Annotated in this window: 17 protein-coding genes; 13 read left to right on the top strand and 4 right to left on the bottom strand. The window is 67.1% G+C overall.

All coding sequences use genetic code 11. The features are described from left to right. The first annotated feature begins 158 nt into the window (after positions 1-158). The 13 genes from fliF to fliR all read left to right on the top strand — a co-directional run bounded on the left by fliF (position 159) and on the right by fliR (position 12,180). Positions 159-1,967, top strand: coding sequence for a flagellar basal-body MS-ring/collar protein FliF (fliF, locus tag E1N52_RS14325; protein WP_133183415.1), 1,809 nt, complete (start codon positions 159-161; stop codon positions 1,965-1,967). Continuing rightward, a complete protein-coding gene (gene fliG / locus E1N52_RS14320; RefSeq protein ID WP_042269052.1) occupies positions 1,957-2,952 on the top strand; it encodes a flagellar motor switch protein FliG in 996 nt (331 codons plus the stop codon). The genes fliF and fliG overlap by 11 nt, the downstream gene beginning before the upstream one ends. Then, positions 2,945-3,622 (top strand): flagellar assembly protein FliH, encoded by a 678-nt coding sequence (gene fliH / locus E1N52_RS14315; protein WP_133183414.1) that lies wholly within the window; start codon positions 2,945-2,947, stop codon positions 3,620-3,622. The genes fliG and fliH overlap by 8 nt, the downstream gene beginning before the upstream one ends. After that, positions 3,616-5,325, top strand: a complete 1,710-nt coding sequence (gene fliI / locus E1N52_RS14310) for a flagellar protein export ATPase FliI (RefSeq protein WP_133183413.1) — start codon at positions 3,616-3,618, stop codon at positions 5,323-5,325. Before fliH ends, fliI begins: the two co-directional genes overlap by 7 nt. Then, positions 5,322-5,774, top strand: coding sequence for a flagellar export protein FliJ (gene fliJ, locus E1N52_RS14305; RefSeq protein WP_133183412.1), 453 nt, complete (start codon positions 5,322-5,324; stop codon positions 5,772-5,774). The genes fliI and fliJ overlap by 4 nt, the downstream gene beginning before the upstream one ends. A 21-nt stretch (positions 5,775-5,795) precedes the next feature. Further along, positions 5,796-7,340 carry a flagellar hook-length control protein FliK gene (locus E1N52_RS14300; protein ID WP_133183411.1) on the top strand — a complete coding sequence of 515 codons (1,545 nt, stop codon included), beginning with the start codon at positions 5,796-5,798 and terminating at the stop codon, positions 7,338-7,340. A 232-nt stretch (positions 7,341-7,572) separates the two neighbouring features. Next, entirely contained in the window at positions 7,573-8,076 is a 504-nt protein-coding gene (gene fliL / locus E1N52_RS14295) for a flagellar basal body-associated protein FliL (protein WP_133183410.1), read from the top strand. Positions 8,077-8,122: 46 nt separating this feature from the next. Further along, entirely contained in the window at positions 8,123-9,121 is a 999-nt protein-coding gene (gene fliM / locus E1N52_RS14290; RefSeq protein WP_133183478.1) for a flagellar motor switch protein FliM, read from the top strand. Beyond that, on the top strand, positions 9,114-9,572 hold the full coding sequence (gene fliN, locus E1N52_RS14285; protein ID WP_133183409.1) for a flagellar motor switch protein FliN: 459 nt from the start codon (positions 9,114-9,116) through the stop codon (positions 9,570-9,572). The genes fliM and fliN overlap by 8 nt, the downstream gene beginning before the upstream one ends. Further along, positions 9,569-10,210 (top strand): flagellar biosynthetic protein FliO, encoded by a 642-nt coding sequence (gene fliO / locus E1N52_RS14280; protein WP_425468061.1) that lies wholly within the window; start codon positions 9,569-9,571, stop codon positions 10,208-10,210. The genes fliN and fliO overlap by 4 nt, the downstream gene beginning before the upstream one ends. A gap of 102 nt (positions 10,211-10,312) precedes the next feature. Continuing rightward, on the top strand, positions 10,313-11,056 hold the full coding sequence (gene fliP, locus E1N52_RS14275; protein ID WP_246089067.1) for a flagellar type III secretion system pore protein FliP: 744 nt from the start codon (positions 10,313-10,315) through the stop codon (positions 11,054-11,056). Positions 11,057-11,066: 10 nt separating this feature from the next. Further along, positions 11,067-11,336 (top strand): flagellar biosynthesis protein FliQ, encoded by a 270-nt coding sequence (gene fliQ / locus E1N52_RS14270; protein WP_133183407.1) that lies wholly within the window; start codon positions 11,067-11,069, stop codon positions 11,334-11,336. 52 nt (positions 11,337-11,388) lie between these two features. Next, complete coding sequence (gene fliR / locus E1N52_RS14265; protein WP_133183406.1) at positions 11,389-12,180, top strand: flagellar biosynthetic protein FliR; 792 nt, start codon at positions 11,389-11,391, stop codon at positions 12,178-12,180. 83 nt (positions 12,181-12,263) lie between these two features. Here the strand turns inward: fliR and flgL are convergent, their stop codons facing one another. The 4 genes from flgL to flgJ form a co-directional block, all read right to left on the bottom strand. Next, the gene (flgL, locus tag E1N52_RS14260; RefSeq protein ID WP_133183405.1) at positions 12,264-13,508 is read right to left on the bottom strand and encodes a flagellar hook-associated protein FlgL; all 1,245 of its coding nucleotides are present in this window, start codon (positions 13,506-13,508) and stop codon (positions 12,264-12,266) included. Positions 13,509-13,519: 11 nt separating this feature from the next. Further along, positions 13,520-15,547 (bottom strand): flagellar hook-associated protein FlgK, encoded by a 2,028-nt coding sequence (gene flgK / locus E1N52_RS14255; RefSeq protein WP_133183404.1) that lies wholly within the window; start codon positions 15,545-15,547, stop codon positions 13,520-13,522. A gap of 216 nt (positions 15,548-15,763) precedes the next feature. After that, entirely contained in the window at positions 15,764-16,525 is a 762-nt protein-coding gene (locus E1N52_RS14250) for a flagellar brake protein (RefSeq protein ID WP_133183403.1), read from the bottom strand. A 268-nt stretch (positions 16,526-16,793) separates the two neighbouring features. Beyond that, complete coding sequence (flgJ, locus tag E1N52_RS14245; protein WP_133183402.1) at positions 16,794-17,795, bottom strand: flagellar assembly peptidoglycan hydrolase FlgJ; 1,002 nt, start codon at positions 17,793-17,795, stop codon at positions 16,794-16,796. Between the last annotated feature and the right edge of the window lie 4 nt (positions 17,796-17,799).

The following is a 17,799-nucleotide window of genomic DNA, read 5'->3' as shown; positions in this document are numbered from 1 at the left end:
GAGAGCATAGCAGCGGGTCCGTTTCGGCAGCCCCGAAACTAGGGGGAAAACCCGGCTCTATTCGCGCAATCGGCTTGCCAGTGGCCCCGGATAATGCGTCACGTGAAAGTCTCCGCCATGCAAGGCGAGACCTGGAAGCCTCCGGAGATACCCGTCGCATGGATTCGACTGCCAATTCTTTGATCAACCCCGACGCCCGCATGGGCCTCGCCACCTCTGGCGCGGGCGCCGCGCCCGGCGCTGGCGCGGGCGCAGGCCTGGGCGGCGCGGATGACCTCGGCGGCGGTTTCGCGCAGCGCCTCGGCTCGCTCTCGTCGTTGCGCAACGTGCGCGGCAACCCGCGCGCGCCGCTCATTTTTGCCGTTGCGCTGCTCGTGGCCGTGGTCGCGGGTCTCGTGCTGTGGTCGCGCGCGCCTGACTACAAGGTGCTGTACAGCAACCTCTCGGACCGTGACGGCGGCGCCATCATTACCGCGCTTCAGGCCGCAAACGTTCCCTATAAGCTTTCGGACGCCGGCGGCGCCATTCTCGTGCCCGCCGAGCAGGTCAACGAAATGCGCCTGCGCCTCGCCTCCCAGGGCCTGCCGAAGAACGGCTCGGTCGGCTTCGAGCTGATGGACAACCAGAAGTTCGGCATCAGCCAGTTCGCCGAGCAGGTGAACTACCAGCGCGCGCTCGAAGGCGAACTCGAACAGACGATCCAGTCGATCGCGAGCGTGAAGTCGGCGCGCGTGCATCTGGCCATTCCGAAGCCTTCGGTGTTCGTGCGCGAGCGCGAAGCGCCCTCCGCCTCGGTGCTCGTGAACCTGTATCCGGGCCGCATTCTCGACGACGGCCAGGTTGCCGCGATCACGCACATGGTGGCTTCGGCCGTGCCGGACCTGCCGGTGCGCAACGTGACGGTGGTCGACCAGGACGGCAACCTCCTCACCCAGAGCGCCACGGGCGTGGGCCTCGACGCCTCGCAGCTCAAGTACGTGCGCCAGGTCGAGCACGACACCCAGGCGCGCATCGACGCGATCCTCGCGCCCCTGTTCGGCGCCGGCAACGCGCGCTCGCAGGTGAGCGCCGACCTCGACTTCTCGAAGCTCGAACAGACCTCCGAAGCCTACGGTCCGAACGCCAACCCGCAGGCCGCAGCCATCCGCAGCCAGCAGCAGAACATTTCGACGGAAATGCAGCAAAGCGGCGCGGGCGGCGTGCCCGGCGCCCTCACGAACCAGCCGCCGCAGCCGGCCTCGGCGCCCATCAGCGCGCCTGCGGGGGCGAGCGGTGCGTCGGCTGCGGTGCCGGTCTCCGATCATCGCGACACCACGACGAACTACGAGCTCGACAAGACCGTGCGCCACTATCAGCAGGCGCCGGGCGACGTGAAACGCCTGTCGGTCGCCGTGATCGTGAACTATCAGCCGAAGGTGGACGCCAAGGGCCACGCCACCATGCAGCCGCTCGACGCGCAGAAGCTCGCGCAGGTCGAGCAGCTCGTGAAGGACGCCATGGGCTACGACGCCAAGCGCGGCGACTCGGTGAACGTCGTGAACGCCGCGTTCCAGACCGAAGTCGACCCGAACGCGAACCTGCCGTGGTGGCGCCAACCCGACATCCTCGCCCTTGCCAAGCAGATTGCGACGTGGCTCGGCATTGGCGCGGTGGCTCTCTTCCTCTACTTCGTGATGGTGAAGCCGGCGCTGCGCCGCGCGTTCCCGCCGCCCGAGCCGGTTGCGCCCTCGCTCCCCGGCATGGCCGACGGCGAGCCGCTGCTGCTCGACGGCCTCCCCGAAGCCGTGCGCGTGGGTGGCGCCGGCGCTGAAGGCGAAGACAATGCGGACAGCGAAGCCGCCCTGCTCGCCTTCGAAAACGAGAAGAACAAGTTCGAACGCAACCTGGAATACGCGCGCAACATCGCGCGCCAGGATCCGAAGATCGTCGCAACCGTCGTGAAAAGCTGGGTGAACGATGAACGCTGAAGGCGCAACCAAGAGCGCGCTGCTGCTCATGTCGATCGGCGAGCAAGAGGCCTCCGAGGTCTTCAAGTTCCTCGGTCCGCGCGAAGTGCAGAAAATCGGCGCCGCCATGGCGGCGCTCAAGAACGTCAAGCGCGAAGAGATCGAAGTCGTGCTGCAGGAATTCGTGAAGGAAGCCGAGCAGCACACCGCCTTCTCGCTCGACTCGAACGACTACATCCGCAACGTGCTCAACAAGGCGCTGGGCGAGGACAAGGCCGGCGCGATCATCGACCGCATTCTGCAAGGCGGCGACACGAGCGGCATCGAAGGCCTCAAGTGGATGGATTCGGGGTCGGTGGCCGAGCTCATCAAGAACGAGCACCCGCAGATCATCGCGACGATCCTCGTGCACCTCGACCGCGACCAGGCCTCGGAAATCGCTTCGTGCTTCACCGAGCGCCTGCGCAACGACGTGCTGCTGCGTATCGCGACGCTCGACGGCATCCAGCCGCAGGCGCTGCGCGAGCTCGACGACGTGCTCACGAACCTCCTCTCGGGCAGCGACAACCTCAAGCGCAGCCCGATGGGCGGCATCCGCACGGCGGCCGAAATCCTCAACTTCATGACGAGCCAGCACGAAGAAGGGGTGATCGAGAACGTTCGCCAGTACGACGCGGAACTCGCGCAGAAGATCATCGATCAGATGTTCGTGTTCGAGAACCTGCTCGACCTCGAGGACCGCGCGATCCAGCTGCTGCTCAAGGAAGTCGAGTCGGAGTCGCTCATCATTTCGCTCAAGGGTGCGCCGCCCGCGCTGCGTACCAAGTTCCTCTCGAACATGTCGCAGCGTGCGGCCGAACTGCTCGCCGAAGACCTCGACGCGCGCGGTCCGGTGCGTGTGTCGGAAGTCGAGGCACAGCAGCGCCGTATCCTGCAGATCGTGCGCAACCTCGCCGAGAGCGGCCAGATCGTTCTAGGCGGCAAGGCAGAAGACGCTTATGTCTGACACGAGCTCCGCGAACAGCCATCGCTCGGCGTATCAGCGCTGRGAGATGGCGTCGTTCGACCCGCCGCCTCCCCCGCCGCCGCCGCCCACGCCCGACGAGACGGCCGCGTTCGAGGCCCAGCTCCATGCGCTGCGCGACGCGGCCCATCAGGAAGGGCTGCGCTCCGGCCATGTGGCGGGCCAGGCGCTCGGCTATCAGGCCGGGCACGAACAGGGCCGCCAGCAGGGCTTCGAGCAGGGTCAGGCCGAGGCGCGCGCGCAAGCGGCGCAGCTCGCGGCGCTCGCCAGCCGCTTTAGCGACGCGCTCGAAACGGCGCAGGCCGGCGTGGCGGAGACGCTCGTGGAACTCGCGCTCGACATCGCGCAGCAGGTCGTGCGCCAGCACGTTCAGCACGACCCGACGGCGCTCGTCGCGGTCGCGCGCGAAGTGCTCGTGGCCGAACCGCAGCTCGCGGGTTCCCCGCAGCTCGTGGTGAGCCCCGCCGATCTGCCGATCGTCGAGGCTTATCTGATGGATGACCTTCAGGCGCGCGGCTGGAGCGTGCGCACCGACCCGACGATCGAGCGCGGCGGCTGCCGCGCGCAGGCCGCAACGGGAGAAACCGACGCCAGCATCCGCACGCGCTGGGAGCGCGTGACGGCCGCGCTCGGCAAGGCACGGCCATGGTGAACCACCCGCAACCGCCGAGCCATCAGGCCATCCACACGGGCGGTCTCACGCCGCTCGAGCAGGAACTCGCGCTCGCCTCGTTCGGCCCGCTCGCGAGCGACCCTGCGCAGCTCGGCGCGTTGCTTGTAGGCGACCTCGACATCCCGGGCATTCCGGCCAAGCGCGAGTCACGCGAGCTGGGTGCCGCCGACGCGATCCACGCGATCGACGCGGCGCTTGCCGCGGACGCGGCCGATGCGCCGCCAGGCCTCGCGGATCACGACGCGCCGATCGAGGCCAAAACGCCGAGCGCGCCCTACGTGCCGCCGGCGAACTACGACCCGGCCAACCCGTTCCTGACCTCGTGGAACGCGCAACTGCGCGACGTGCGCGAGCGCAATGCGCTCGCCCTGCCGCTGCGCGGCTGCGGGCGTCTCACGCGCGCGGCGGGCCTCGTGCTCGAAGCCGTGGGGCTGCGCCTCGCCGTGGGCGCCGAGGTGATGATCGAACTGCCGCCGGGCAGCTCGCTGCCGATGGCCGAAGCGGAAGTGGTCGGCTTCGGCGGCGACAAGCTCTTTCTGATGCCGACGACCGAAGTCGCGGGCCTGTTGCCCGGCGCGCGCGTCTGGCCGCTGGAAACCGCGCCGATCGCCGACCCGAAGGCGGGCGCGAAGCGCCTGCCGGTGGGCTGGGGCATGCTCGGCCGCGTGGTCGATGCCTCGGGCCGCCCGCTCGACGGCCTGGGCCCGTTGAACACCGAAGCCGACTCGGCGCTCACCGCGCCCGTCATCAATCCGCTGAACCGCGAGCCGATCCACAAGGTGCTCGACGTGGGCGTGCGCGCGATCAATTCGCTGCTCACGGTCGGACGCGGTCAGCGCATGGGCCTCTTTGCAGGCTCGGGCGTGGGTAAATCGGTGCTGCTCGGCACGATGGCGCGCGCGACCAGCGCGGAAGTCATCGTGATCGGCCTGATCGGCGAGCGGGGCCGCGAAGTGAAGGAATTCATCGAGCAGATCCTCGGCGAGGACGGCCTTGCGCGCTCGGTCGTCGTGGCCGCGCCCGCCGACGTTTCGCCGCTCCTGCGCATGCAGGCCGCCGCGTACACCACGTCGCTGGCCGAATATTTCCGCGACCAGGGCAAGCACGTGCTGCTGCTCATGGACTCGCTCACGCGTTACGCGATGGCGCAGCGCGAGATCGCGCTCGCCATCGGCGAGCCGCCCGCGACCAAGGGCTATCCGCCTTCGGTGTTCGCCAAGCTGCCCGCGCTCGTCGAGCGCACCGGCAATGGCCCCGAGGGCGGCGGCTCGATCACGGCGTTCTATACCGTGCTCACCGAAGGCGACGACCAGCAGGACCCGATCGCCGACTCGGCGCGCGCGATTCTCGACGGCCATATCGTGCTCTCGCGTGCGCTCGCCGAAGCGGGGCACTATCCGGCCATCGACATCGAGGCCTCGATCAGCCGCGCGATGACCGCGCTGATCGACGACCAGCATCTGAACCAGACGCGCGCGCTCAAGCAGATGCTTTCGCGTTACCAGCGCAACCGCGACCTCATCAACGTGGGTGCGTACGTAAGCGGGCGCGACGCCGTGCTCGACCGCGCGATCGCGCTGTATCCGCGCATCGAGGCCTTTCTTCAGCAGGGTTTTCGCGAAACCGCGAACTATGATCAGAGCGTCGAGATGCTCGGCCAGCTGATTGGAGCCAGGACATGACGAAACAAACCGCGCTGCAAACCTTGATCGGCCTCGCGCAAGACGACGTCGACGCCGCCACGCAAAAGCTCGGCCGCGTACAGCGCGAGCGCGGCGAGGTCGAAAAGCAGCTCGAGGCGCTTATCACCTATCGCGACGAGTACCACGCGCGTTTCACCGAATCGGCGCGCAGCGGCATGGCCGCGGGCAACGTGCGCAACTTCCAGGCGTTCATCGACACGCTCGACGCGGCGATCGAACAGCAGCGGCGCCTGCTCGAGCAGGCCACCGCGCGCGTGGAGGCCGCGAAGCCCGAGTGGCAGCGCAGCAAGCAGAAGCTCGGCTCGTACGAGGTCCTGCAAACCCGCCATGACGATGTGCAGGCCCGCAAGGATGCCCGCCGCGAACAGCGCGACGCCGACGAGCACGCAGCCCGCGTGCTGCGCATGCGAACGTCGCAACATCCGTAACACGTTTTCGAGGCCGCCAGTATGTCGCTCCTCTCTTCCATTTCTTCGCTGTTCGGCGCCGCCACGGACGCGGTGTCGGGCAATTCCGCATCGAACGCCGTGTCGAACGCGGCATCGAACTCCATCAGCCAGGCGGATGCCGCCAGCCAGGGTTTCGCGCAGACGCTGCAACAGCAGATGAACACGCAAAGCGCGCAGGCGAACCAGAACGCCCAGGCGGCGCAAAACACGCAGTCGAATGCGTCCGCGCAGTCCAACTCGAACACGTCGAGCAGCAGCATCTCGCAAAGCAGCAGCAGCAACAGCAGCAGCAGCGCTTCGCAGACGTCCAGCTCGAACTCGAGCCAGGCCTCGCAGGGCACCTCGAGCGCCGATCGCCGCGCCGCCGCCGCGCGCGCCCAGCAAAAGCAGGCGACTGACGCAGGCGCGCAGGCCGCCGCCGCGGCTCAGGCCCAGCAGGCGCAGCAGGGCCAGCAGACCCAGGACGACACGAGCACCGACGCGAACGCCGACGGCAGCCAGTCGAGCAGCGACAGCACGCTCGCAGGCGTCGCGTCCGCCGCCGCAGCAGCGGCCGCCACGGCAGCCGCCGGCGCGACAGGCGACAGCACGGCCACGGGCAGCGCCGCAAGCGCCGACCCGAAGTCGGTGCACGACGCGCTGCAAGCCGCGCTCGCGCAACTGCGCGGCGGTGCGGGCACGCTAGCCACGCATGCGGTGAGCACGGCCGGGTCAGCTACGAATGGCGCAACCACGGCCAGCACGGGCTCGGGTTCGAACATCGTCAGCAGCTTCGCTTCGCATTTGAGCGCGACCGCCCAAAGCAAGGCGTTCGGCACGGCCGCGAGTAGCGGTGCGAGCGCCGACGCGGCCAAGGGCGCCACGACCACCGCGACCGACGCCGCGAAGGCCGCAACGGAAGCGCTCACGGCAGCGGCGCAGCAGCAGGCGGGCGCCGCCACGCAGACCGACGCCACGGCGAGCACCGCCACGACCGACGCGCTCGCCGCGAACCAGGCCGCAGCGGTCGCCGCCGCGTCGGCCGCCCAGGCCCAGGCCGCCCAGGCGGCCAGCGCAACCGCGAATCCGGCGGCCGCGGCCGCCTCCGCATCGATCTCGCCGCAGGTCGGCACGAGCGACTGGGAAGACGCGCTCAGCCAGAAGGTCGTGTTCCTCTCGAACGCTCACCAGCAATCGGCGGAACTCACGCTCAATCCGAAGGATCTCGGACCGCTCCAGGTCGTGCTGCAGGTCTCGGACACCCACGCGCACGCCCTCTTCGTCTCCCAGCACCAGCAGGTGCGCGAAGCCGTCGAGGCGGCCCTGCCGAAGCTGCGCGAGGCCATGGAGCAAAACGGCATCGGCCTTGGCAGCGCGAGCGTGAGCGACGGCTTCTCGCGCCAGATGAACCAGCAGGCGCAGCAGGACGGCAGCGGTTCGGGCCGCTCCGGCCGTTCCGGTTCCGGCTCGGGCAGCACGCTCGCCGCAACGGACGCCGTGGACGATACGAGCAGCGCCGCGAGCGTCACGACGCGCTCCGTCGGCCTGATCGACACGTTCGCCTGACGCCTTCCTGACACCCTGCCTTACGCAGCCGCGCCCAGCGGCTGCGCGCGCTGACATCTCGTCCTTGCGCGCCCGGCTTGCCGCGGCGCGCAACAAAACCACGAGATAGCCGGAATTCCCCCGTCTATTCCTCCCATCGCTGAAAGGCAAAAGCCGGAACAATGCAGCATGCCCGGACTGACCATCAGGTCGGCCCCCGGACCCTCGCAAGCATCCAGGCTGACTTTTCGACATGGCGACCACCACCGCATCCCAGCAAGCCGCGCCCCAGGGCGCGAAACCCGGACCGATGAAGCGCATTCTCGTCATCGCGCTCATTGCGATCCTCGCCGCCGCCGCGGCGGGCGGCGCGACGTGGTTCTTCATGTCGCGCCATACGGCGAGCGCACCAGCCACGCCGACCGCCGCGCCGCCGGCCGTGTCCGTGTACTACGCGCTCGAGCCGATGACCGTCAATCTGCAGTCCGACGACGGCGAATCGCACTACCTGCGCATCGGCCTCACGCTCAAGCTCGACAGCCAGGCCACCCAGGACGCGCTCGTCGCGCGCATGCCCGAGATCCGCAGCCGCCTGTTGCTCGCGCTCTCGAACAAGCATCCGTCCGACCTCGCACCGCTCGACGGCAAGCGTGCGCTCGCCACCGAGCTCGCCGTGCTGATCTCGCAGCCCGCGGGCGCCAACGAGAAGCCGATGCACGTCGACGACGTGCTGTTCACCGAATTCGTCGTCCAGTGAGCGTGGCTGACATGATTCCCGCGATGGAGGGCCAGTCATCATGACGATGGGTCACGACGAGTTCATGTCCCAGGAGGAGGTCGATGCCCTCCTCAAAGGCGTCACCGGCGAAGTCGATTCCGATTCGGGTGGCTCCGAGAACAAGGGCGTACGGCCCTACAACATCGCGACGCAGGAACGTATCGTTCGCGGCCGGATGCCTGGCCTCGAAATCATCAACGAGCGCTTTGCGCGCCTGTTGCGCGTCGGCATCTTCAATTTCATGCGCCGCACCGCCGAAATCTCGGTCGGTCCGGTGCGCGTGCAGAAGTACAGCGAGTTCACCCGCAACCTGCCGATCCCGACGAACCTGAACCTCGTGCACGTGAAGCCGCTGCGCGGCACGTCGCTGTTCGTGTTCGACCCGAACCTCGTGTTCTTCGTCGTGGACAACCTCTTCGGCGGCGACGGGCGCTTCCACACGCGAGTGGAAGGCCGCGACTTCACGCAGACCGAGCAGCGCATCATCGGCAAGCTGCTCAACCTCGTGTTCGAGCACTACACGAACGCATGGAAAAGCGTGCGGCCGCTGCAGTTCGAATATGTGCGCTCTGAAATGCATACGCAGTTCGCAAACGTTGCCACGCCCAACGAGATCGTGATCGTCACGCAGTTCTCGATCGAATTCGGGCCGACGGGCGGCACGCTGCACATCTGCATGCCCTACTCGATGATCGAGCCGATCCGCGACGTGCTCGCCTCGCCGCTGCAAGGCGAAGTGCTCGACGTGGACCGCCGCTGGGTGCGCGTGCTCTCGCAGCAGGTGCAGGCCGCCGAAGTCGAGCTCACGGCCGACCTCGCGCAGGTGCCCGTGACGTTCGAGCAGATCCTGAACATGAAGAAGGGCGACGTGCTGCCCATGAACGTCGCGGAGCACATCACCGCCAAGGTGGACGGCGTGCCCGTGATGGAGTGCGGCTACGGAATTTTCAATGGTCAATACGCGTTGCGGGTCCAGAAGATGATCAGCGCAGCCGACACGATGAAGGAAGGTGGATATGAGTGAGATCAACGGCACGAGCGCAGACGAGCCGGTGCTCGACCCGGGTTTCGACGCCGCGGCGCAAGAAGCAGGCAGCGACTCCATGGACGACTGGGCGAGCGCGCTTGCCGAGCAGAACAGCAACGACGCGCCGGCCGCGCAACCGACGGCCGTGTTCCAGCCGCTCTCGAAGGTCGACTCGACGAAGACGGCCAACGACATCGACATGATTCTGGACATTCCCGTCCAGATGACCGTGGAACTGGGCCGCACGAAGATCGCGATCCGCAACCTGCTGCAACTCGCGCAGGGCTCGGTCGTGGAACTCGACGGCATGGCCGGCGAGCCGATGGACGTGCTCGTGAACGGCTGCCTCATCGCCCAGGGCGAAGTGGTGGTCGTGAACGACAAGTTCGGCATCCGTCTCACCGACATCATCACGCCGTCCGAGCGGATCCGGAAGCTGAACCGATGAAACCCCAGGCTGTTCCCGGCGCCGCTTCTGACGCCAGCATGCGACGCACGCGGAAGTCCCGCAGCGCACGCGTGCTGCGATTGTCGTGGCGCCTCGCCGTACACCTCTCGCTCGCCGGCGCCGCCGTTTTCGCGGTCATGAGCGCGCGAGCCGCCGACCTTCAGGCAGTCAACGAAGCCACGCGCGCGGCATCGGGTGCTTCGGGCGCCTCCGCCGTGATCGCCGGCAGCGCGGTTCCCTCGCTCGGTTTCGGCGCGGTCGTGCAAACGGTTCTGGGTCTCGCGCTCGTGATCGCCGTGGTGTTCGGCTGCGCCTGGCTCGCGCGGCGTCTCGGCCTGCAAGGCGGCCCGAGGAACGCACTCGTGAAGACCGTGGGCGGCGCATCGCTCGGCGGCAAGGAGCGCGTGGCCGTCGTCGAGATCGGCGACACCTGGCTCGTGCTGGGCGCCGCGCCCGGCAATGTGCGCCTGCTGCACACGCTGCCCGCGGGTGAGCTTCCCGCAGGCGTCGCGGCGTCTGCCCCCAACGCCCCCGCCCTCTCGGGCACCTTCGCACAGCGCTTTCGTGACGCGCTGAAAAGCGAGGCGAACAAACGCATCAGCGCGCGTTTCATGCGTCACGACGGCGGAGCGCAGTAAATGCACGGCAGTTCCCTTCATGCGCCGGGCGCCGGCGGCGATGTCCGCGCGCGCGCGGCTACCCTCGCGAAGATCGCCAGAACGGCGCTCCCGTTCGCGCTGATGCTCGGCGCGGGCGCCTTCGCCCTCGCGCTGCCGCACCTCGCGCACGCACAGAGCGCGGGCGGCCCGCAAGGCCTCCCCGCCTTCAACACGAGCCCCGGCCCCAACGGCGGAACGACGTACTCGCTGAGCGTGCAGACGATGCTGCTGCTCACGATGCTGTCGTTCCTGCCGGCGATGGTGCTGATGATGACGAGCTTCACGCGCATCATCATCGTGCTCTCGCTGCTGCGCCAGGCGCTCGGCACGACGACCACCCCGCCCAACCAGGTGCTCGTGGGCCTCGCGCTCTTTCTCACGCTGTTCGTGATGTCGCCGGTGCTCGACAAGGCCTACAACGACGGCTACAAACCGTTCTCGGCCGGCACGATTTCGATGGACGACGCCGTGGCGCGCGGCGTCGCGCCCTTCAAGACCTTCATGCTGCGCCAGACCCGCGAGTCCGATCTCGCGCTCTTCGCGCGCATCTCGCACGCGGCGCCCATGCAGGGACCCGAGGACGTGCCGCTCACGCTGCTCGTGCCCTCGTTCGTCACGAGCGAACTGAAGACGGGCTTCCAGATCGGCTTCACGATCTTCATCCCGTTTCTCATCATCGACCTGGTGGTGGCGAGCGTGCTGATGTCGATGGGTATGATGATGGTGTCGCCCGCGACGATTTCGCTGCCGTTCAAACTGATGCTGTTCGTGCTGGTGGACGGCTGGCAACTGCTGATCGGTTCGCTCGCGCAGAGTTTTACCTGAGGACACAGACATGACGCCCGAAATGGTCATGACGCTCTCTCACGAGGCGATGTATGTGGCGCTCCTGCTTGCTGCGCCGCTCCTGCTCGTCGCGCTCGTGGTGGGCCTGGCGGTGAGCCTGTTCCAGGCGGCCACGCAGATCAACGAAGCCACGCTCTCGTTCATCCCGAAGCTGGTCGCCATCGCGGTCACGCTCGTGATCGCCGGCCCGTGGATGCTCACGACGATGCTCGACTACATGCACCGCATTTTCACGAGCATTCCGCAGCTCGCGGGCTAGGCGCCGCCCCGGCCGCCTCCTCGCGCTTGCGGCGCACCTCTTCCGGCACACGATGTTTACGGTCACCTACGCGCAGCTCAACGCCTGGCTCACGGCGTTCCTCTGGCCGTTCACGCGCATTCTGGCGCTCGTGGCGGTCGCGCCCGTGGTGGGCAACCGCTCCGTGCCGACGCGCGTGAAGATCGGCCTCGCGGGCTTCGTCACGCTGATCGTCGCGCCCACGCTCAGCGCCATGCCGCAGGTCACGGTGTTTTCCACCGAGGGCGTGTGGATCCTCGTCAATCAGTTCCTGATCGGCATTGCGCTCGGCTTCACGATGCAGCTCGTGTTCGCGGTCGTGACCGCGGCGGGCGACCTGATGAGCCTCGGCATGGGTCTGGGCTTCGCGAACTTCTTCGACCCGCAGGCCAACACGAGCTCGCCCGCGCTCTCCTCCTGGCTGAACATGATGGCAATGCTCGCCTTCCTCGTGTTCGACGGCCATCTGCAGATGATCGCGGCGCTCGTCGCCACGTTCCAGACGCTGCCTGTCACCGCGAGCGTGCTCGGCGCCTCGGGCTGGCAGCTGATCGCCAACTACGGCGCGACGATCCTCACCTCGGGCCTGCTGCTCTCGCTGCCGGTGGTGGTCGCGCTTCTCATCACCAATCTGTCGCTCGGCATTCTGAACCGTGCGGCCCCGCAAATCGGTATCTTCCAGATCGGCTTCGCGCTCACGATGCTCGTGGGCCTGGTGCTTATCCAGCTCATGATGCCGAACCTGATTCCCTACTTCGCGCGCCTGTTCGACAGCGGTATCGATCAGATGGGCCGCGTGGCCGGCGCGCTGCGGCCGCACGGCTAAAACGCGCTTCGCACGACGCGCGCGCAGCGCAATAAAAAAGCGGACCGGAGTCCGCTTTTTTTCGACCGCTCAATGCCTCACGATCAAGGATTGATGTACTGGAACAGCGAGAGATTCTGCGTTGCCGCGAAGCTCTTTTGCGAAGCCGTGAGCGCGTTCGACAGCTGCTCGAACTGGCTGATCGCGGCCACGGTGTCGGTGCTCATGAGGTCGGAGAGGTTCGACGTGACCTGCAGCGAGTTGGTCGACGTGACCGTTTGCAGCGCCTTCACTTCCTGCTCGCGGCCGCCCACGGACGCCTGCACCGTGATCACGTTCGACAGCGAGTTGCCGATCTGCGTGAGGCCCGTGTTCAGCGCGTTGTTGAGGTTCGCGACCGCGGCGGTGGAGCCGCTCGTGGGCGTATTCAGTGCAGCGATGATGCTGTCGATGCTCGCGAACACGTCCGTGTTCTGCGACGCCGTGGCGGGCGTGACCGAGAACGAGTCGCCCGCGCTGGGCGTACCCGACATCGTCACGCTCATGCCCGAGCCGAGCGAGATCGCGTTGCCTTCGGTGTAGTTGGCCGGCGTGGTCGTCGTCGCGGGCGTCACGCTGTTGTCGGTCACCGTATAGGTGAGCGCGCCGGTGGTCGCGTCGGTGGCGAACGCGATCGAGTAGTTGTCGTTGTTCGTCGCCTGGGTCGGGTCCGTCACCGTCACGCCGCTGATCACGCCCGTGCCCTTGTTCGACGAACTGCCCGAGGCCACGTTGGCCGAACCGACGGCCTGCACGCTCTGGAACACCGTCGTGCCCGTATCGCCGACCGCGATGTTGCGCGTGCCGGCCACCTGCATCACGCGCTGGCCCGCGTCGCCGTTGTAGGTCACGCCGCCGCCCGACTTGTTCGAGAACACCTGAGAGGTGCTCTGGAAGCCCGAGAAGATGTAGTTGCCGGCGCCGTCCGTGGTGTTGGCGAGCGTGAGCAGCTGGTCGCGGTCGCCTTGCATCTGCTGGGCGATCGCCTGGCGCGCCTGGTCCGTGAGCGAGCCGTTCTGCGCTTCGATGATGAGCGAGTGGATGCTCTGCATCGTGGTCGTCACGCTCGAGAGCGTCGTGTCCTCGAGCTGCAGCGCGGTGAGCGCCGTGGTCTGGTTCGACGTGTACTGCGTGAGCGTCGCGCTCGTCGCGGAAAGCGTCACGGCCTGCGCGGCGCCGAGCGGATTGTCGCCCGGGTTCGAAATCGCCACGCCGGTCGAGATCTGCTGCTGGACCTGAAGGAGCTGAGACTGCTGGTTCTCCATCGTCGACAGACTGGAGGAAAAAATCTGGGAAGTCGCGATACGCATGGGTCAGCGCCTCACTGGAAAATGCCGATCAGGGTCTGGAACAGCGATGCCGCCGTCTGGATCACCTTGCTGTTGGCCTGATAGAGCTGTTGATACTGCAGCAGGTTCGCCGCTTCCTCGTCGAGGTTCACGCCCTGCACCGATTGCTGCTGCGAAGTGAGCTGCGTCACGAGCGACTGCTGCGACGTGTTCGACGCCTCCAGCTGGCTAGCGGTGTTGCCAATCGTGTTGACGTAGTTCGCATACGCCGTGGTCAGCGTGGCCGATCCCGTGTATGCCGTGCTCGACGTGAGGTTCGCGAGCGCGAGCGCGTTGCGGCCGTCCTGCGTGCCGCTCTTGTTGCCCGCCACCGTGAACGTGTCGTTGTTCGAGGGCGTGCCCGTCATCGTGAAGCTCACGTTGGTCGCGGTGGCGTTCGCGCCGGTCGAATCCGTGAGGTTCGTGATGGTGAAGGTTGCACCCGTGGTCGGATCGTACGGCACGCCGGTCACAGGCGGCGTCGCGGCACTGTTGATCGTCACGGTGCTGGTGGTCGTCGACCCCGGCGTCGTGATCGTGACGGTCGTGCCGTTGGGCAGGCCGGTCAGCGTGCCGGACGTCGAGTTGTACGTGAGCGTGACCGGCAGGTTCGTCGTCGAATAGCCCGTGCCCACCGCGCCTTGCGTCACGGTAGCCGTGCCCGCGTTCGTCGTGGATGCCGAAACGACGACCGGCGTGGCCGCCGCGATGGCGGCAGGATCGCTGGTCGCGACCGAGAAGCTCGCGAGCGCGCCGGCCGTCGGCTGGATCATGAACGAGTCGCCTGCGCTCACCGTGCCCGAAGGCGTAATCGAGAAGCCGCCGATCGTGATCGGCGCGGTGCCGTTCGGCTGGGTCGCGACCAGCGAGTTCGTCGTCGTGTCGGTGAGGTTCCAGTTCGTGCCGTCGTAGCTCAGCTTGTAGTTGTCGGTGAGCGGCTGCGTGCTGTTCGTGAGCGTCGCGCTGACCGTGGTCTGCGTGTCGGGGTTCGTCGAGCTGGCCGTGACGAGCGGATTGCCCACCGTGAACAGATTGCCGCCCGCGCCGCCCGAGAGCGTGAGGCCGAGTGCGTTTTGCGAGTTCACCTGCGCGGCGAAGCTCGTCACGATCGCGCCCAATTGCGATTCCGCCGGATCGAGCGTGGTCTGGACGAACGAGACGAGGCCACCCACCGTGCCGCCTTGCAGCGCGGCCGACGACAGCACCTGCGGCGTGCCTTGCGACGCGGCGCTCGCGCCGTTCAGGCCCTGCCACGTCACGGTCAGCTCCGACGGGTTGGTGCTCGACGGCTGCGTGCCGAGGTTGTAGCTCTGGCCGCTCACCACGAGCGGCTGGCCATTGCCGAGGAAAACGCTGTAGCCGGTGCTGCCCTGCACGACCTGAATGCCGACCAGCTTCGAGAGATTCGCGACAGCTTGATCGCGTTGATCGAGCAGCTGGTTCGGCTGCTGGCCGCCCGAGCTTGCGGACGTGATCTGCGCGTTGAGGCTCGCGATCTGCTGCGTGTAGGTGTTGATTTGCGAGACCGCGCTCGTGAGCTGCGTGTTCACGCTCTGGCGCATCGCGTCGTACTGCTGGCTTGCGGCGTTGATCTGGGTGGCGAGCGTCTGCGCGTCGGAGAGCACGGTTTGCCGCGCTGCGGTATCCGAAGGCGAGTTCGAGACGTTCTGCAGGCCCGTGAAGAAGTTCGTGATCGCGGTGGCGATGCCCGAGGTCGGGCTGCCCACGAGGTTCGAGAGCTGCGTGGCGAGGTTGTACGACGCCGTGTACGAGCTGCTGGCCGTCTGCGCATTGTTGACGGCCGTCGTGAGGTACTGGCTGTACGCGCGCTGCACGGTCGCGGTAGTGACGCCGCTGCCGAGATAGCCGCTCGACGTGTACTGACCCGCCGATTCCTGGTACACCGGCGTCTCGACGGTATAGCCCGCGGTCGTCGAGTTGCTGATGTTCTCGCCGGTGGTCGAGATACCAATCTGCGCCGCCTGCAGGCCGCTCAGACCGATCGAGAAAATGTTGGACATGCGTAATCCTCGAAAGCGGCCCGCCCCCCTGGCAAACCGCGTGATGTACTCACGGTATAACGGCAACGCGCTGCAAAAATTGAGCGCCTGATGGACACGAAAACGTTAGCGAGAAAGAGCGGGCGCGCCTGCCGCGCGGCGGGCGAACCGGCGCAACATGCGTTGCGCCGGCGAGGGTGTTGCGGATCGTGCAGGTGAGGCTTGAGGCTATGCCGCTCAGGCACGCGCGAGTGCGCGGCGCTTCATCTCGAGCTGCGTGATATAGCGCTGCAGCGTGTTCTCGGCGGAGCCGGGCAGCGCGTCGAAGCGAAAGCCCATGTGATAGCGGCGGTCGCCGTTGGGCAGGTCGATGAAACGCAGCACGACGAGCGCGAGATCCACACGCAGCTTGCCGTGCGCGCGCAGGTCGAGTTCGACGTCGGGCAGCACGAGCCCCATCGCGAGATCCGCGACGCGCTCGTCCGTCGTACGCAGCCCGAGGCCGCCGAGCGAGAGGTCATGCACCTCGTACGCGAAACGCGGGCCGCCGCTCGGCAGTTCGCCGCGGCAGATGCACGGCTCGAGCACGGGCGTGTCGACGCGGAAGTACTCGCGCCGCTGCACGTAGAACAGCACTTCGGGGAAATCGGCTTCGAACGCGGGGCGCCCTTCGAACTCGGTGCGCCGCGGCGTAGCCGTCTTGAACTCCACGCGCACGCCATCGGGCGATGCGTGGAACAGGCACTCGGGCGCGGCGAGCACGCCCGTGTTCTGCTCGGGCATCGCGCCCCAGTCGAACACGAAAGTGCGCTCGCGTCCGTTGACGGCCAGAATGCGCGTGACGAGCTGTCCGCCGCGATACTGGAGGGTCAGGAAGTCGCCGCGATTGACGAGATTGCGTAGCTGGACGCCGATCTCAAGCGGATTGCGGCGCCCAAAGTCGTGGGAGCCTTCCGCGCCCTCGCCTGCTTCCTGTGGATTCGACTGAACGGTATTCATCGGCCTGCCGGGAATTCGTGAACGTGCCGGCGCGCCCGCGGACCCTTTCCGCACGCGCCGTTCGGGCGGTCCGACCGCCCGGATTTCTTTTCCATCTCGCCTGCATTAGCGGCAGACATTACGAAAAATTTAGGGATTAGGCGTAAAAAAAATGTGCCTTTTCCCTGCATGAAACACACGTGCGCAGCTTCTTCCGGCAACTGCGCGAAGCCAACGTTTGCGGTTGCCTAATTGACGCCAACCGCGGCGCGAGGCGTCGAATCGATCGTCAAGCCATCCGCTGCATGATGGTCAGCAGCTTCTTCGCATAGTGCGGGTCGGTGGCGTAGCCCGCGCGCTGCATGCCGTGCGCGAAGCCCTCGGCGCTCTTCGAGCCGTTGATCACCGACGCGTAGCGCGGGTTGCCCTTGAGCAGCGTCGCATAGTCGGTCATCGCGTCTTCGTACGAGTCGTAGGCGCGGAACTTCTCCACCACGCGATGCGGCTGGCCGTTCACGTATTCCGTCGTGACCGTCGAGACGGTCTTGCCGGTCCAGTCCTTGCTCGCCTTGATGCCGAACACGTTGTGGCTCGTCGAGCCGTCGGCGTTCTTGATCTCGCGCTTGCCCCAGCCCGATTCGAGCGCGGCCTGGCCGAGAATGAAGCGTGCCGGAATGCCCGTGGTCGAGCTGGCCTGCTGCGCCGCGTTGGCGAGCTTGTCGACGAACGCGTCCACCGATGCGTCGCCGTTGCCCTTGACCGGCGGCGTGAGCGAGCTGTTGCCGCTGTACCCCGAGCCGTTGGCGAGCGCGCCGTTGGCGGCGGCGTTGCCGTAGGCGCGGCCGAGCGCGTTGAGCATGGCGAGGTTCCCTTCGCTCGCGTCCTTGCCCGAAAGCCCCGAGATCGCGCCCGCCACGCCGTCCGCACCACCGGCACCACCCGCGCCATCGGCACCGGCCGCGCCGCCCATGCTGCGCATGAGCTGCTTGAGCATCGCGTTCGCCACGCCGATGCCCTTGTTCGACATCTGCTGGGAGAGCTGCTGGTCCATCATCGAGGTGAACTGCGCGCCGTCGTGCGAGTCGAGCGGGCCGTCGTCGGGCGTCGCGTCGCGCATGCTCTTGAGCATCATCTGCGTGAAGACCGCGTCGAACTGCTTCGCGGCCATCTTCACGCCCTGCTGGGGCGAGGCGTTCGCCGCGGCGCGCATCGAGTCGAAGCCCTGCACGTCGAGCGCGAAGCGGTTGGAGAGGTCGAGGCTGCCGCCGCCGATGTTCTTCGTATTATCCAAGTTA

The organism is Paraburkholderia guartelaensis, from assembly GCF_004353905.1.
Taxonomy (GTDB): Bacteria; Pseudomonadota; Gammaproteobacteria; order Burkholderiales; family Burkholderiaceae; genus Paraburkholderia; species Paraburkholderia guartelaensis.
The sequence above is the reverse complement of the archived record's forward strand: the minus strand, read 5'-3'. Positions and strand labels throughout refer to the sequence as shown.